The sequence below is a fragment of the Methanocaldococcus sp. genome, from assembly GCF_024490875.1.
Lineage (GTDB): Archaea > AGJL01 > Methanococci > Methanococcales > Methanocaldococcaceae > Methanocaldococcus.
On sequence record NZ_JACCLX010000007.1, the window covers coordinates 38,389 to 55,608 of the forward strand.

Here is a 17,220-nt window from a genome sequence, read left to right on the forward strand (position 1 = left end):
GCTGAAGGTAATGAAAAAGAATATCTTGAAAGAGTGCTGAGTGGTGAGGAAACATATAAAGTAAAAATATGTGGGGAAAAGGAGTATTCTACAGTTTTTGATGAGGAAGGATATGTAGAAGTTCCTAACGATAGAATTTCAGTAGGAATGGCTGGATTTTCATACATTGGGGAAAATAATAATATAAAACCAGAAACAATAAAAGAAATTTTAATTAAAGCAAAAAATAAACATGAAGAATTATTAAAAAATGAAAATATAGATGAAAATAGAAAAAAAGAGTTAAAGGAAATTATTGAAAAGATAGATAAGGTTTTAAAATTATATTTTGGGGGTGATACTATTATAGACAAAATTTTAGATAAAAAAGGACAAATTATTCTTTATGGAGTTCCAGGAACTGGAAAAACATACTTAGCAAGGAAATATGTTGAAGAAAAAACTAACGATAATAAAAATAAATATGGATTCATTACATTTCATCAATCTTATTCCTATGAAGATTTTATTGAAGGCTTTAGACCAAAAACTAAGGATAATGGAAATGGTAATAATATCATTTATGAAGTTGAGGACGGGATATTTAAGAGAATGTGTATTTTGGCTATTTGGGAAGTTCTAAAGAAAAAAGAATACAATGAAAATATAATTGTCAGTAATATTGATTTTAGCACATTAATTGAAAAATTCAAAGAAAAATATCCTGTAGGAAGTACATTAAAAACAAAAACTGGAAAAGAGTTTGAAATATGTAGATATACTGATGCTACCATTTATGTAAAACCACTTAATGGAAATAATGAACAGGACCTATCAATTTTAATTAATAAATTAAAGGAATTTTACAATAATAATCCCAACATAAAAAAACCTTCAGATATTAAATTTGCTCATCCATCATACTACTATGCAATCTTAGAAGAATTAAGACAAATAGAGAATGAATTAAAAAATACTAAAAATGAAAACTTAACATACGACCAAATAAAACAAAAAGTAATCGAAGCTATTAAAAATAAATCTCTAACAAAAGAAGACTTTGAAAATGCACCAAAATACTACCTAATAATTGATGAAATAAACAGAGGAAACATATCAAACATTTTAGGAGAGTTAATCACACTTTTAGAAAAAGATAAAAGATTAGGGGAAGAGAACGAAATAATTACAACTTTACCATACTCAAAAGAGCCGTTTGCTGTTCCACCAAACTTATACATAATTGGAACGATGAATACAGCAGATAGGAGTATTGCATTATTAGATATTGCTTTAAGAAGGAGATTTGGATTTATAGAAATTGAGCCAGATTATGATGTCTTGAATGACAAAAATATTGATGAAATTAACTTAGCAGAGTTATTAAAAGCTTTAAATGATAAAATTGTTAAATTAAAAGATAGAGACCACAGAATAGGACATTCATATTTCTTAAATGTAAATAATAAAGATAATTTATGGTTTGTTTGGTATCATGAAATAATCCCATTGTTAGAAGAATACTTCTATGGGGACTTTGATAGTTTAAAAAAAGTTCTTGGAGAGAAATTTGTAGATGTTGATAATTGTGAAATTAAAAAACTTGAAGGAGATGAGTTTATCAATGCATTAAAAGAAATTATCCAAAATAACCAATAAGGGGAGGGGAATGAATAATACACTTACTTTTTATGAACATCAATCCATAAACTTTGAAGACTTGAAAGAAAAATTAAATTTGAGTAAAAATAAGATTGTAGAACTATTTAAAACAATTAATAGAAAAAATAAATCAATTGTAAAAGATAATGAATATGAAGAGAATGAATATGACAGTATTTTTAGAATTTATTATAATGAAATAAAAGCTAAACACTATGTTGGATTTGTAGCAGTTGATAACAAAGTTATCCAAATTCTACCAAAAGTTTTTAAAAATGAGGATTACTCTGACATAGAAAAAATCCTCGCCTTTGTAAAAATGATGAACTATGCATATAACTTAAACATCAAAGAGCAGGAATTGGCAAAAGTAAAAAATGAGGAATCAAAAACAACAATATTAGAAGTTTTTATTTATCTCTTTGCTTATTCATTGTTAAAAGAAATTGGGAGGGGATTTTATAGGGAGTATGTGAGAGTTAGAGAAGAGAAAAAATTCTTAAAAGGGAAGTTATTGATAGATAAGCAAATAAGAAAACTTCCTCATCAAAGGCATAAATTTTCCATAGAATATCATGTATTCACTGAAAACAATCTTCTAAATCAAATATTTTACTACACAACCTACATTTCAATGAAAAAAACAAAATGGCAAATAAATAAAAAACTCCTAAGTGAGTTAATGTTAATTTTTGATGGTATTAACTTAAGAAAAATAACTATTCATGATTTTAAGAAAGTGCATTTTATTCGACTGAATGAGAGGTTTAAAAAACCATTCAATTTAGCCAAAATAATCTTATCAACATTTGGAGAAGTTGAAGGAGAAGATGCGGTTGGATTCTTTGTAGATATGAACGATTTGTTTGAGAAGTTTATTTGTTCAATATTATCAAAGAATTTAGACTTTGAAATTAGATATCAAGATAGTTTTGATTTATTTAAAAAAGAAACATTAAAAGGATTAAAAAATATACAACAAAAACCAGATTATGTTATTTATAAAAACAATAAACCATTGTTAGTTTTAGATGCAAAATATAAGGAAATTAAAAAAGAAAATGGAAAAATAGACTTATCATCTGATATACTAAGGCAAGTTTATACTTATGCAAAATACTACTCTACAAATGATAAAAATGTCAATGCTGTCCTAATCTTCCCAAAATATAAAAACTATAATAGTTTTAGAAGAGAAAATCCAATAATTGGTGAGGCTACATTCTTTGATAATGAGATAAAACTCTATGTATTAACTTACGATATGGAAAAGTTGATTACTGGGGATGGGATTGATGAGGAGTTTATAAATTGTCTTAATACACTAATAAATGAACAAAATTATTTAATTAATTTATCCAATATTTAAATTGGTGGGGGATTATGGAATTAAGAGTTAGAGATATGAGTAGGTTTAGGGAAGATTGGATAAAAAATAGCATACTTGGAAAAAGGCTTTCAGAAAAAGATTATGATGAAGTGTCAAAGAATATAAGAGAATTTTTTCATATAGTTCATGGTGATAAAAGTAATATTGAAAGTTTTCTAAATAAAGAAATAAATTTAACTGGAGACTACCAAATAATCTATGAATTAATGCAAAATGCTGAGGATGCAGATGCAGATAAATTACTTGTGTATTATAATGATAAATATCTTCTTTTTGTTAATAATGGAGAACCATTTTCAGATAGAAATATAAAATCAATATGTAATGTTGGGCAATCAACTAAAAGTTCTAATAATGAAAATAGTTTAATTAAACATAGAAAATATATTGGAAAGTTTGGAATTGGTTTCAAACTTGTATATCATTTATTGGGAGGAGTAGAACAAATAATGAAATATAAAGCACCAATAATTTTTAGTTGGGGTGATAAAAAAGAAATAGAAGATTTTTTAAATTGTGATAGTTTTGAATCTGCAGATGTTGAACATCCTGTATTGTTTAAGCCAATTTTAACGGCTGTTCCAGTAGGAATTAACGAAAAAGTTTATGATTTAGATGGAAATGAAAGAATATTATTTGAAGAAAAAGAAATTATTGAATTGAAAAAATTCATAGAAGAAATGAATATTAATGATACATTAAAAAATTTTGAAAGAGGTAGTTTATTTTTCTTGGAATTAATAAATAAAGATAATTTTGAGGAAAATTTAAAGAAACAAATAAATGAGATAGAAAATTCATTAATATTCTTAAGTAGCTTAAGGAAAGTAATAATAAATGGAATATCTTTTAAAAAACCAGAAGAAAATATAAAACACATAATATTAAAAGAAAACAAAGAAAATAATGAAAAAGAGATTGTTTTTGCATACAGTCCATTTAACGATATTTTAAAAGATAGACCAAACTTTTATTGTTATTTCCCTATTGCAGATGAAAAACATGGATTAAACTTTATAATTAACTCTTCAAAATTTAAAATTGAAACATCAAGAAGGAAATTAAAAGGAAGTGGTAAAGATAATATAAATATTAATATCCTTAAAGAATCTGTTAAATTAATAAAAAATAAATTGGAAGAAATAAAAGAAATTACTAAAAGAACTAAAAATATCAAAGAATTTGAAGAGTTATTTTATGCAATATTAAGTAGTGATGAACCAAAAGATGAAAATGTCAAAAAGTTCGTGTATGATGAGTTAATGAGTTATATTAGTGAAAATATCCCTTGTAAAGATAAAAATGGAGATATTTTATTTGAAAATAAAGATAAAGTTATAATTAAAAATACTGAGCTTAATATACATCCAAAAGATTTTGGAATTAATAAATATTGGCTATATGTTGATAATAAAAAACTTGAAAAACTTATTAGGAGTAAAAAATTCAAAAATAAAAAGTTTTTAAAAAATTATTCTATCGTTAGTTTATTGAAGGATAGTGAAGCAGATTTTGAGAAGATTAATGAATGGATTAAAAATCTTGATTATAGTATTTATCTTAAATTTCTTAATGAACTAATCGAGAATTGGAGCGAAAATGATGAATTTTTAGACAAAATAAGAAAGTTAAAGTTTATATTAACAGAATCTGAAAATTTTGTATGTTTGGATGAGGGCGTATATTTCCCTGTTAAAGATAGCGAAAATCTTAAAATTGAAAGATTTAATTTTATTAATAAAAGATTGTTGAAAGATGATAAAATCAAAAAATTCTTTGAAGAAAAACTTAAAATTAAAGAATTAAATGAAAAGATTATAATTTTAGAGGGAATTTTGCTAAAATATGAAAATGAAGTACCAGATGTTAGTTATGAAGAAAATATTGAAGATTTAAGATATATTAAAGAAAATTTAAATAAGTTGAAAGGAAGTGAGAAAAAAGAGGTTTTGGATAAAATAAAAGAAAGTTATATTATTCAAGTTAGGGATAAAGATGGAAATATTAAATTTTCAAAACCTATAAATGCTTATATTCTAAAAAAGTATAGTGGCGATGATTCACTTGAAGTGTATTTTACTGGATATCCGCTGATTTCGTAATTGAAAATTATTTAGATAATGAAAAAGAAAGAAAAGAATGGTTCAAATTTTTAAAAGAGATTGGATGTAATGATAAACCAATTTTGAAGTATAAAATATGGGTTTGTGAAAAAAGGGGTTGTTGTTACGATTATAACTATATAATTAAAATGGAAACAGAAAAAAACCAATTTAGTGAAGTTATATATATTAGTAGTGAATGGGGCATAATACCTTTAATTGAATCTAGATTAAAAAGAAGATTATATGGAGATGAATATTCCAACCATTGTTATATTTTATGTGATTGGGAAATTGAAGGTCTTGAAAATGCATTAAATAATATAAAAAATGGACAAAATGCTTTTGAAATTTCTAAAAGTATATGGAAGTTTTTAAAAGACATTACATTAGAAAATGAAAATACATTAGAAAATGAAAAATTAAAGGGAATGTATCATTGGTTTTATCGTGGTCATAAAACAAAATCTTTTGATAGTTATATTTACACACTACTTAAAGAATCTGAATGGTTATATGATGAAAATAGAGTATTTAGGAAACCTACTGAGTTATTCTATCCAACAAATGAAAATAAAGAACTATTGGGAGATAATGTTAATTATCTACATTCAGATTTTGTTGATGAATATTCAAAATCCATTGCAGAAATTGTAGGAATTAAAATAAATGCTAATATTTATGATATTTTGGACTATCTTAAAGGTTTAAGCGGAAATGATGTAGAATTCAATAAAATACTTAAAATTTATAAGTTTATTTATTCTGAAATCATAAAAAATAATAATATAGAGAAAGTAAAAGATTATTTCTCAAAGTATCCATTAATATATATCCCAAAATCCAAAAAATGGAGAAAAATTGATGAAGTATTTTGGGAAGATGAAAGCATTGTATTTGAAGATCTAAAAGACTATTTAGTCAAATACTATAAGGATGAAGAAATGAAACTATTCTTTGAAAAAATTGGAGTTAAAGTAAAAGCAAACATATCTGATTATATTAACGCTATAATAGATATTAGTGAGAATGTAGAAGCAATAAATGACAAAATTAAAAAAAGGATTCAAAGATTGTATAAAAAAATTTGGGATGATTTAAAATTAGATGAAAACTTATGGATAGAGTATGAATCTGAACTCAATAAATTAAAAAATGGGCGATATTGGCTTGCTAATAAAAATGGGGAGTATAAATTTTATTATATTAATGAAATTGTTATAAACGACCATAAACATTATTATGAATTATTTAAAGACAAAGTACCATTTTGGGAATTTAATAAAGAATTTACAAAAGAATTTGGTGCGGAAAGTTTATCTGAGAGTATAAAAATATCGATAAAATATGGAAATAAAGAAAAGGAATTGAGTGTATGGACTAACAAACTTAATGAAATCATGCCTGAGATTATAAAATTTATATTATCAAAAAATGAAGAAGATGAGGAACTTGAGGATATTCTTAAAAAACTACCAAAAATAAAGATTTGGAAAACTGATAAAATATTTGCAGAATATGAAATTAAAAATAAAACTGCTAATGATGAAATTGAAAGTTATTTAGACTTAGAAAATAGAACCCTTTATGTTTCAAGTGTTGAAGATATACCTGATTTAATTGGCGATGCTTTTGAAGAATACTTTATGAAATATAAAATTAATAATTTGAGAGAATTCATAAAAGATTTAATGATTACAAAAAATAAAGAAAAAATATTAAAAAAATGGTGTAAAAGAGGCATTAACTTTGATATTGATGTTAAAAAATATTTTGAAATAACTGATTATGAGGATACTAATGAAGAAAATGCCATTAATAACAATATTGACACTAATTTAAATGAAATAAATAAAGAAGATGAATCTAAAAATATCGAAAAAATTGAAGAAAGTAACAAAATAGATAATGGTAAGATAAAAGAATACGATAAGACTAATGAAATAAAAACAGATGACAAAAAGGATAATGATATAACTGAAATAAAAGATTTAGGAGATAATAAAAACAATCATGAAGGTATAAAACCTGATATTGGTGGATCTAATAAAATTTATAAAGAATATGATAATTATGATAAATTAATATCTAAAAGGAATGAAAAAATAAAGAAAACAGAAAGTTTAAAAGATAAAAAAAGATTAAAAAATAAAATTTCTGATAAGAAACAAAAAAGAGAAGAAAATTATATAAAAGATGATACAAACAGTGTCGAATGTTTAAAAAGCAATTATGAATGTAGAAAAATTACAAAAATACAAAAACCAATAAAATACTATGAGAATGAGAGAAATGATTACATAAATAAATTAATAGAAAAATTAAATGAAACATTGGAAGAATTTTATTCATCAGAACCATATTCAGTAGATTGGTTTAAAAAACTTATAGAAATTGAATTAATGATGTCAAAAAGAAAATTTGTAAGTAATACATTAAAAATAACTTTCTATAAAGTTAAAAAAATATCTAACTATTTATTGGAATTATCATTGTCAAATAAACCTGTCCCACAATTTATTGAGGATTTACCAAACATTAGAATTTATGATGAAAATAATAACCTAATTGAATTCTCTGCAATTTCAGTTGATAAAAACAAAGTAAGAATTAAAGTTAAATCAATTACCAGAGAACCCAAGAAAATAACCATTGAAATTGGGGATTTAAGCTATTTATTAGAAACATTAAAAGAAATATATGATTCGTTATCTTATAATATTAAAGGAGAAATATTAAATAAACTTAACAAAATAAAAATCATATATGGACCACCGGGGACGGGGAAAACAACAAAAATTGTTGAAGATATTTTAAAAATTGAAGATTTAAAAAATAAGAAAATATTATTCCTTGCACCAACAAATAAAGCAGTGGATGTATTTGTCCAGAAGATTAGAGATGTTTCCGAAGGAAAAATTGAACATTTAAAACAATATCAAAATAAAGCAGAAGAATTAATTAATAACAAATTGGTTGTAAGATACAAATCAACTTCAAATGAAAAAATTGAAGATTTAGCAAGTGAGAATATAAACAATGCAAGTATTGTAGCTACAACCATTGTAAAAATAAGTTATGATGAAACATTACAGAATTACAATCCTAACATTTTAATTATTGATGAATGTTCAATGATTCCATTGCCTTATATAATATGTGCAATACTACATTATGATAATGACAATTTAGAAAGTATATGGATTTCAGGAGACCCAAACCAAATACAACCAGTAGGGATGTCAGAATATTGGAGAGAATACAACATTTACAAAATGTTTAATGATTTATTGGAAATAGACATGCATAACATTACAGAAGATTATGAGACTCATTTTAGATGTGGCTATGTTAGATTAACAAAACAATATAGAAGCATAACACCAATTGGAGAATTGTTTAGTAGATACACATATAATGGAATTCTAAAACACTATAGAGAATCTGAAAAACCAGATTACTTATCCAATATGACTAATTCAAATATATGCGTCGTTAAGTGTGATATTAAAGAAGGTGAAAGGTTAAAAGATGTCTATAAAATTGAAAATTCACCAATAAATATTTACTCTGCAATATTGGCAACAGAATTAGCCCTAAAGATAAAAGAAATATTTAAAAATCAAAGATTAAAAAAATCAATTGGTATAATTTCTCCATATAAATTTCAAAGCCATTTAATCGAAGGTTTAATTTCAAACCAAATAGAAGATGACGATATTGAAATTTATGCTTCAACTGTCCATAAATTCCAAGGAGAAGAGTGTGATATTATAATTGTTGTATTAAACCCACCAAATACTAACAATATTAACAATAATTCCCTTCTAAATAACAAAAACTTGCTAAATGTTGCCATTAGTAGGGCAAGAGACTATTTATTTATTCTACTCCCAAATGTCAATAACATTTCAGAAAATTTAATTAGATTGTATGGGTATATTAAACAGTTAGATGGTGGTGTTAAAATAATAGGTAGTGAAGAATTAGAAAAATCACTCCTCAATGGAAAAATAATAAAGAATATATCCTTTATTTCAACTCATGGAAAGATAAATACTTATGGAAAGGATATTGGTGTAAAATATGAAATAAAACTTGATGAAATAAATAATAAGAATCTAAATTCAATTGATGTATTTATTAATAAATGAATAATGAAATTAAAATTACAATTTTTGGGAGGGGTAGTATGCATCTCACCACATTAATAGCATGGCATGATAGTGGATGGAATGGAAAAATCTGTAGAAATCCTGAAAAGAATAAATATTGTGAGAGTTTTAGACATATTAAAAAAGGAAAATTTGGATTGCAATATGGTAAAAATCCAATTGAAGAAATTAAATGCGAAAATAATGCTGGAAAAATAGCAAATGAAGTTGAATATAATGGTAAAAAATGGGACGCATGTGGTAATGAAATAAATTTATTCTATCAATACAAATTTAACAGCATGGTTTATGGATGGACTACAATTAAAGAGGAAAATAATAAGAAAATTGATGTATTAAAAGATATTTTTTTAGATTACTGGTTTAATTTCTACTACAACGATGATGCATTATGCTTTTTGTATTGTAGAGAAAACCCTGTTGTTGATGATAGATTTTTAGTAGCATGTGTTAAGCCAAAAGATAAAAAATTAGTAATTGAATGCTCAGTTAAAGATAATAATGGAAATTATCAAAAATATCTAATATCTATCGAAGATAAAGATTTTAATAAACTAAATGATGTTAATTTTTATAAATCACTCTTTAAAAATTTAAATTATGGAAAAATATATCCATATATCTCTATTGAATTTGATCCAGAGGATATTATATTTATCATCCCATACCAAGAACTGGGAGAATACTTTGGATATGAGAATATTCCTGAAGATTTAATATTAAATATTCCAAATGAAATGAAAAAATCATTTTTATATACCACAAACTTCCTACCAAATGAATTCTCATGTATTATCTTAGAAAAAGCGTTAGAAATTATAAAAAATATCAAAAATTTAATGGAAGAACATTAAGGGCTAAAAGGTAAGTTAAAAGAGTTTAGGAAGGTAGAAATTGAAAAATATGAAGAAAGAATTAAAAAGCAATTAGATGAATTAAAAAAATTAAAATTTAAGTATCCTTCTCTACCTTCAGTTTTGAGATTTTGTGGAGTAGAAGATGCTATTTCCATGTATATTGATGCAGTTAAAAATGGAAAAGAAGAGGAGATGTATAAGGAAGTTAAAGAATCTTTAGAAGAAAACAAACCTAACCCTAAGTGGAAAATTGATAGAAATGTTTTAAATAATTTTAATAAACTATCAAAGCCAGAACAGAATTTTTTAATAAACTATATCCCATACTATTCATTAACTAAATCACAAATTGAAGAAATTTTTAAACAGTATAATAAGAAAAAATTTATTAATATAAATAAAGTTTTAGAAAATCCATATTTACTTTATGAAGAGTTAAAGCCAAAAGAACAATTGTTTTTAGATATAAGCTTTTGGGAACTTGATAGTTGGGAAAAGAGAAGATTGAAAGATAATTTTGATATTACAAATAAGCATAGAATAAGAGCTTTACTTATTGCTATATTAAAAAAAGCGTTGTCTGATGGGTATACTGTTCTACCATTACCCCCAAATGATTTACCTTCTGTTAAAAAGGATTTGAAATATTATTATAACGAAATAAACAAATATGTTCCTGAAGAAGTTAGATTTGATTTTGATAGATTTTTGGAGTTGATTGATGAACATATAGATTACATTAAAGAAAAAATTTGGATAGGAGAGACAACATTTAAAGATGAACTTGATAGACCCTATAACCTAAAATTATTTGCATTAAAAGATATTAGAGAAAAGGAAACGTATATTGAAGATAGGATTAATGAAATGTTAGAAAAATCTTGGAATGTTGAAATCAGTGAAGAAGAGATAAAAGAAAAATTAAAAGATAAAAAACCTATTAATATACCTGAAGAGCTATATAAAAAAGCTCTTGAAGACCAAACAAATGCTATAAAATTATTATTAGAAAATGGATGCTCCATATTAACAGGTCCAGCAGGTACTGGAAAGACATCCGTTATTAGAGTGTTATTAGAGATTATCTGTGAGAAAGAAAAACCAAATAATATTGTAATTTTAACCCCCACAGGAAAAGCAGGAGTTAGAATTAAAAAGGCACTTGAAGATATTGCAGATAAGTATGAATGTATAAAAAGCCCAACAACAATTCATAGATTTATAAAAGAATGTGGTAGATTTGATTGGGAGTATAAGGAGTTTGAAATAACTACTAAAAAAGATGTAGATGTCTTAATAATAGATGAGGCATCAATAGTAGGAACTGAAATGCTTTACAATCTATTAAAATGTATAAATTTAGGGAAATTAAAAAGGATTATATTTATAGGGGATGTAAATCAACTTCCACCTGTAGAGCCAGGAAAACCATTCTTTGATTTATATCAATACTTAAAAAGAAAAGAAAATAAAGATAAACAATACATTGCTGAACTTAAAATTTGTTTAAGAGCAGAGTCAAAGAGAATAGTTGAATTCTCTGAATTATTCTTAAATGTTAACAAAGAGAGCAAATACAAAATTATTAAGGAATTAAAATTATCTGAGGAGGTAATGAGTGGATTTACAAAATATTCCCTTAAAGATGAAAATGGAATAGAGAGAATAATTGTTTTAGTTTGGAAAGATAATCCACAAAAGGCATTAGAATATGCCATTGATGAAATAATAAAAGATAATAATGGAAATCCAGAGAATTATAGGGATTTCTTTAAATGTTTTGTATATGATGATAAGGTTCAAATTTTAACTTACACAAAAAATAGAGGTTTCTTAAGTTCTTATTGGATTAATCAGTGGATTAGAGATGATTCAAAATATATAAATGAATCTATTAGAAATAATTTTATAAGGTTTAAATTTACTTGTGGTTGGGGCTATGCTGACAAAGTAATACAAACAGAGAATATTTGGAATTTAGATGTTTGGGATTATAAAAGAAACAAACCTATATACAATCATGGAGTTTTTAATGGAATGATGGGATATATTGATAAAACATCTCAAAATAGGACATTTGTTGTGAAATTCTATTTCCCACAAGTTCAGGTATTTTTAGAAAAATTAAAGAATACACTAGAACATGCTTATGCAATAACTACGCATAAATCACAGGGTAGTGAGTTTGAAAATGTTATATTTGTTCTACCAAAATATAGCAACATCTCAAAAGAACTTATATACACTGCTATAACAAGGGCTAAAAAGAAACTATATATTATTACAGATAGTTTAGATACTTTATTTAATGCTGGAAAATATTCTGAAGTTATTGGAAGATATTCAATATTGTTTAATTCACCAATAGACCCAAGACATTACCCAGAACATTTGAAGGTTATTACTTTAAAAGGTGATATTGTTAGAAGTTGGCAGGAGTGTTTAATTGCCAATCTGCTGTATTATGAAAATATTAACTATGAGTACGAAGTTCCTTATGGTGATATGCTTCCAGATTTTAGGTTAAATTCTAATTATGAAAATAAAATAATACTTTGGGAGCATTTAGGAATGTTGAATAATGAGGATTATAATAAAACTGCAGAATAGAAACTAAAAGTATATGAAAATGAAGGATTTTGTAGAATATACATTAAAGATTTAGATAAAGAATGTTTTGAGAAGATATTTGAAGAAAATGACAAGATATTAATCATATCTACTACTGAAGATGTTAGGAATTCGAAAGAACTATACAATAAAATTAAAATCCTAAAGGAATGTTTAACCTTATAAATTTTTAATTAAGAAATCCTCAAGAGTTGGGGAGGGGAATTAATATGAAAATAACCATTTACGATGGGGCAAATAATAGAAGAGAATGGAAATGGATTATTCTTAGATTTTGGTATGAATTTTGCTAAATATTCCAAATATTATGAAGAATATCTTAGTGAGAGAACTGTAAGGGGAGAGCTTTAATGTTTAAAATTAGTTATTATTAAGGTTAAAAAATCTGTTTTTAAAAGATTAATATCCTAATTAAATGTTAAGTATCCATATTATTATATTATGAATAAAAAAGAAAAATAGAGAAAAATATTATTCTTTTAATGCTGGAATTATCTTCTTACCTATTAATTTAATTGCTGTTTCTTTGTTTGGTCCAATTGGTGATCCAGCAACTATTTGAGTTACTCCCATTTCTGCTAATTTTTTACATTTTTCAATAACTTCTTCTGGTGTACCGTAAATTGAGAATGCCTCTAACATAGTGTCATCAACTGTTCCAAAGGCTGTTCCAAAGTCTCCTTTTTTCAATGCCTCTCTAATTTTATTAACTTTTTCTGCATCAATACCATGTCTCTCTAAAACTACTGGTGGAGATCCTGCAGCAATGAATGCAACGACAGGAACAGCTGCTTGTTTAGCTTTTTCTGAGTTTTTATCTACTGACATACATGCATAAGCGGCAACATCAATTTCATCCATGCTTCTTCCAGCAGCTTCAGCTCCTTTCTTAATTAAAGGAATTGCCGCTTCAAAGTCTTTTGGATTTGATGCGTTAATTAAAACACCATCTGCAATCATTCCAGCAGTCTCTAACATCTTTGGCCCTTGAGCCCCCACATAGACAGGGACTTTCTTTTGAATAGGCTTAACTGCTAATGCAGCTCCTGCCAATTTAACGACTTTTCCTTCAAAAGAGACTCTCTCTCCTGCTAATAATTTTCTAATAACCTCTATACTTTCTTTTAATGTTGTAACAGGCTTAACCCACTCAATACCCAATGTGTCAAATGTTGCTTTGTCCCCTGGACCAATACCTAAAACAGCTCTACCTCCAGATAATTCATCTAATGTAGCGATTGCTGAAGCAGTAATTGCTGGATTTCTAACATATGGGTTGGTAACTCCAGGACCTAACTTAATTTTGTTTGTATTCATTGCTATAGCAGTTAAAGCCATATATACATTTCTATTGTTGTAGTGGTCTGTAATCCAACAGTATTCAAATCCATTATCTTCAGCCAACTTTACATAGTAACAGAGTTTTTGTATAGGTTCATTAGGAACAAATTCTATTCCAAATTTCATTATCTCACCTTTTTTTATTATTAACAATTATTATATTATTTTAGTGATAGTAATTAAGTTTTCTATTTACCACAAATCGAAAAATATTTATAGAGGTAAAATTTCCTAATATGGGGTATTAAATTTTCTAAAAATTTTGTAAAAATGTTTCTATTAAACTATTTATATTATTTTATACTAACAAAATAAATAATTATAATAATTTACGGTGATTATTATGAATCTTGAAGAAAGAAAAAAGTTAGAAACTAAATCAATTGATGAACTAAATCTTATAGGGAAAAAAGTTTGTGTTGATACTTGTGTGGTTATTGATGGAAGAATTACTGAACTAATTGAGAGAGGAAATCTCAAAGATGCTGTAATAATAATTCCTGAGGCTGTTGTTTCTGAATTAGAATATCAGGCAAATATGGGTAGAGAAATTGGTTATAGAGGAATAGAAGAGTTAAGAAAACTTATAGAAAAAGCCAGTGAGCATAATATAAAAGTTGAGTATGTTGGAGAAAGACCTACAAGGGAAGAGATATTTTTAGCAAAAAGTGGAGAAATTGATGCGATGATTAGAAAAGTGGCTAAAGAGACAAATTCTATATTATTAACGAGTGATTGGATTCAGTATAATTTAGCTAAAGCCCAAGGAATTGAAGCATATTTCTTAGAAACCTTAGAGGAAGAAGTTGAACTTGTATTGGAAAAATACTTTGATAACGAAACGATGTCAGTTCATTTAAAAGAAGGTTGTCTTCCTTATGCTAAAAAAGGAAAACCTGGAGATGTTAAATTAGTCCCTATTGGTGATAAGGAATTAACTAAGGAAGAAATGGAGGATATAATAGATAACATTATAAAATATGCCGAACAAAACAATGGATTTTTTGAAATTCAAAGAAAAGGAGCCACTGTAATTCAATTAGGAAATTTAAGAATTTCCATAGCAAGACCTCCATTTTCTGAAGCGTTGGAAGTTACTGCTGTAAGACCAATAGTTAAAGCATCATTAGAAGATTATGAACTGTCAGAGAAACTATTACAAAGATTAAAAGAAAGAGCAGAAGGAATTTTTGTCTCTGGCCCACCTGGAAGTGGAAAATCTACATTTGTAGCGGCATTGGCAGAATTTTATAGACAGCAAGGAAAAATAGTTAAAACAATGGAAAGTCCAAGAGATTTGCAAGTTAGTAAGGAGATAACTCAATATGCACCATTAGAGGGCGATATGGAAAAAACTTGCGACATCTTACTGTTAGTTAGACCAGATTATACAATCTATGATGAAGTTAGAAAAACCAGAGATTTTGAAATTTTTGCAGATATGAGAATGGCAGGAGTAGGAATGGTTGGAGTAGTTCATGCCTCAAAACCAATAGATGCTATTCAAAGATTAATTGGGAGAGTAGAACTTGGAGTTATTCCACAAGTTGTAGATACAGTAATATTTATAAAAGATGGTAAGATTCAGAAAGTTTATGAAATTGATTTTACAGTTAAAGTTCCTTATGGAATGGTTGAGGAAGATTTAGCAAGACCAGTAATTGAAGTTATGGATTTTGAAACTGGTAAAGTTGAATATGAGATTTACACTTATGGAGAGCAAGTCGTAGTTATGCCAATTAAAGAAGATACAAAGAAATCTCCAATCTATGGATATGCTGAGGAGAGATTAGAGGAAATTTTAAAAAAACTTCTACCAAGAAAAGCTAAACCAATGGTAAAAGTTACAGGAGATAACTCAATAGATTTAATAGTTCCAGAGAAATATGTTGGGACTATAATAGGAAAAGGAGGAAAAGAAATATCTAAGTTAGAAGATATGCTAGGTTTAAAGATTTCAGTTAAAGAAAAAGAGACTGAAGAAAAAAAGGATATGGAAAAAATATATAGAAAGTATGAATTTGTAAATGAACTTGAATCTACAAAAATATATGAAACTGATAAATATGTTGTTGTTGATGTTGGGGAAGATTACGCTGGAGAGAATATAAAGATATATATTGATGGGAAGTTACTAACAACTGTAACTGTTAGAAATGATGGAACAGTTAGGATAAACAAAAAAACAAAGGTTGGTAAAGAAATTTTAGATGCAATGATAAAAGGAAAAGATATTTATGTTGATATACATTCATAAAGATTAAAACTCAATAAAATCTTAATACAATTCTTTTATCTTTTTTAGTATGTGCTACCTCTATTATATCATCTAAAATTTTCTCAATCTCTATCTCAATAATTCCATATTTTTCATGAAATAATCTTAAAAATCCATCTTCATAAAGCAATAATTTTCCTTCAACATGAACTCTACCAAAGTATATTTCAATATACTCTCCATAATCTACATTTTCAAAATAAGCATAGATTTCTTCAGAATTTTTAATATCAATAAATTCTTCAATCATAATATTAACCTCATTCTATTATTTTATCAGTTTGAGATAATTTTTTTAATCTTTCAACTCCATTAATCTCTTTAATTACTTCAACAACTGCCTTAGGGACTAAATGTTCCCATTTCTCGCCATTTAATATTCTTCTTCTAATCTCAGTTCCAGAGTATTCTTTTCTATTGAACATTTTTGGCTTTTTTACTATATAACCTCTTTCTTCAAATAAAACTCTAACTAATGGATTTCCACTATATACAATATTAAAAGGAGGAGTTAAAGATTCAACATAAGAAACCCAAATTGAATTAAATTCAATATCTTTTATTGGAATAGGATAATAGGTTATATCATAATCTTTAAGAGTTTTAGTAATCATAAGAATCCTTTCTCCGGCGGTAAATGGATCCTCTAATGTGTGACTCTTTTGAGCACTACCTATTCCAATTATTATCTCATCAACTTCTTTAGATATTTTTTTGATAACCTCTAAATGCCCTTTATGAAATGGTTGAAATCTCCCTATTATAAACCCTCTCAACATATCACCAAAAATAGATAATATAAAAT

The 17,220-nt window shown here is 26.1% G+C and carries 11 protein-coding genes; 8 read left to right on the top strand and 3 right to left on the bottom strand.

The window, feature by feature from the left end; translation table 11 throughout:
* Positions 1 to 33: 33 nt before the first annotated feature.
* The 7 genes from HZY31_RS01250 to HZY31_RS01280 all read left to right on the top strand — a co-directional run bounded on the left by HZY31_RS01250 (position 34) and on the right by HZY31_RS01280 (position 13,147).
* Positions 34 to 1,638, top strand: coding sequence for an McrB family protein (locus HZY31_RS01250; protein ID WP_297317672.1), 1,605 nt, complete (start codon positions 34 to 36; stop codon positions 1,636 to 1,638).
* Between the two features lie 10 nt (positions 1,639 to 1,648).
* Positions 1,649 to 3,010, top strand: coding sequence for an McrC family protein (locus HZY31_RS01255; protein WP_297317673.1), 1,362 nt, complete (start codon positions 1,649 to 1,651; stop codon positions 3,008 to 3,010).
* 14 nt (positions 3,011 to 3,024) lie between these two features.
* Positions 3,025 to 5,133, top strand: coding sequence for a sacsin N-terminal ATP-binding-like domain-containing protein (locus HZY31_RS01260; protein WP_297317674.1), 2,109 nt, complete (start codon positions 3,025 to 3,027; stop codon positions 5,131 to 5,133).
* Positions 5,134 to 5,282: 149 nt separating this feature from the next.
* Positions 5,283 to 9,287: an AAA domain-containing protein gene (locus HZY31_RS01265; RefSeq protein WP_297317675.1), complete on the top strand. Its 4,005-nt coding sequence runs from the start codon at positions 5,283 to 5,285 to the stop codon at positions 9,285 to 9,287.
* 38 nt (positions 9,288 to 9,325) lie between these two features.
* Positions 9,326 to 10,162 (top strand): hypothetical protein, encoded by an 837-nt coding sequence (locus tag HZY31_RS01270; RefSeq protein WP_297317676.1) that lies wholly within the window; start codon positions 9,326 to 9,328, stop codon positions 10,160 to 10,162.
* 123 nt (positions 10,163 to 10,285) lie between these two features.
* Entirely contained in the window at positions 10,286 to 12,775 is a 2,490-nt protein-coding gene (locus tag HZY31_RS01275) for an AAA family ATPase (RefSeq protein ID WP_297317677.1), read from the top strand.
* 249 nt (positions 12,776 to 13,024) lie between these two features.
* Positions 13,025 to 13,147, top strand: coding sequence for a hypothetical protein (locus HZY31_RS01280; protein WP_297317678.1), 123 nt, complete (start codon positions 13,025 to 13,027; stop codon positions 13,145 to 13,147).
* 120 nt (positions 13,148 to 13,267) lie between these two features.
* On the opposite strand, the gene mer is transcribed toward HZY31_RS01280, so the two are convergent.
* Positions 13,268 to 14,263, bottom strand: coding sequence for a 5,10-methylenetetrahydromethanopterin reductase (gene mer, locus HZY31_RS01285; RefSeq protein ID WP_297317679.1), 996 nt, complete (start codon positions 14,261 to 14,263; stop codon positions 13,268 to 13,270).
* A 217-nt stretch (positions 14,264 to 14,480) separates the two neighbouring features.
* On the opposite strand from mer, the gene HZY31_RS01290 reads away from it, so the two are divergent.
* Positions 14,481 to 16,394 (top strand): PINc/VapC family ATPase, encoded by a 1,914-nt coding sequence (locus HZY31_RS01290; RefSeq protein ID WP_297317680.1) that lies wholly within the window; start codon positions 14,481 to 14,483, stop codon positions 16,392 to 16,394.
* A 10-nt stretch (positions 16,395 to 16,404) separates the two neighbouring features.
* Here the strand turns inward: HZY31_RS01290 and HZY31_RS01295 are convergent, their stop codons facing one another.
* Both HZY31_RS01295 and HZY31_RS01300 read right to left on the bottom strand, forming a co-directional pair.
* A complete protein-coding gene (locus HZY31_RS01295) occupies positions 16,405 to 16,662 on the bottom strand; it encodes a DUF2097 family protein (RefSeq protein WP_297317742.1) in 258 nt (85 codons plus the stop codon).
* 13 nt (positions 16,663 to 16,675) lie between these two features.
* Positions 16,676 to 17,191, bottom strand: a complete 516-nt coding sequence (locus tag HZY31_RS01300) for a nicotinamide-nucleotide adenylyltransferase (protein ID WP_297317681.1) — start codon at positions 17,189 to 17,191, stop codon at positions 16,676 to 16,678.
* Between the last annotated feature and the right edge of the window lie 29 nt (positions 17,192 to 17,220).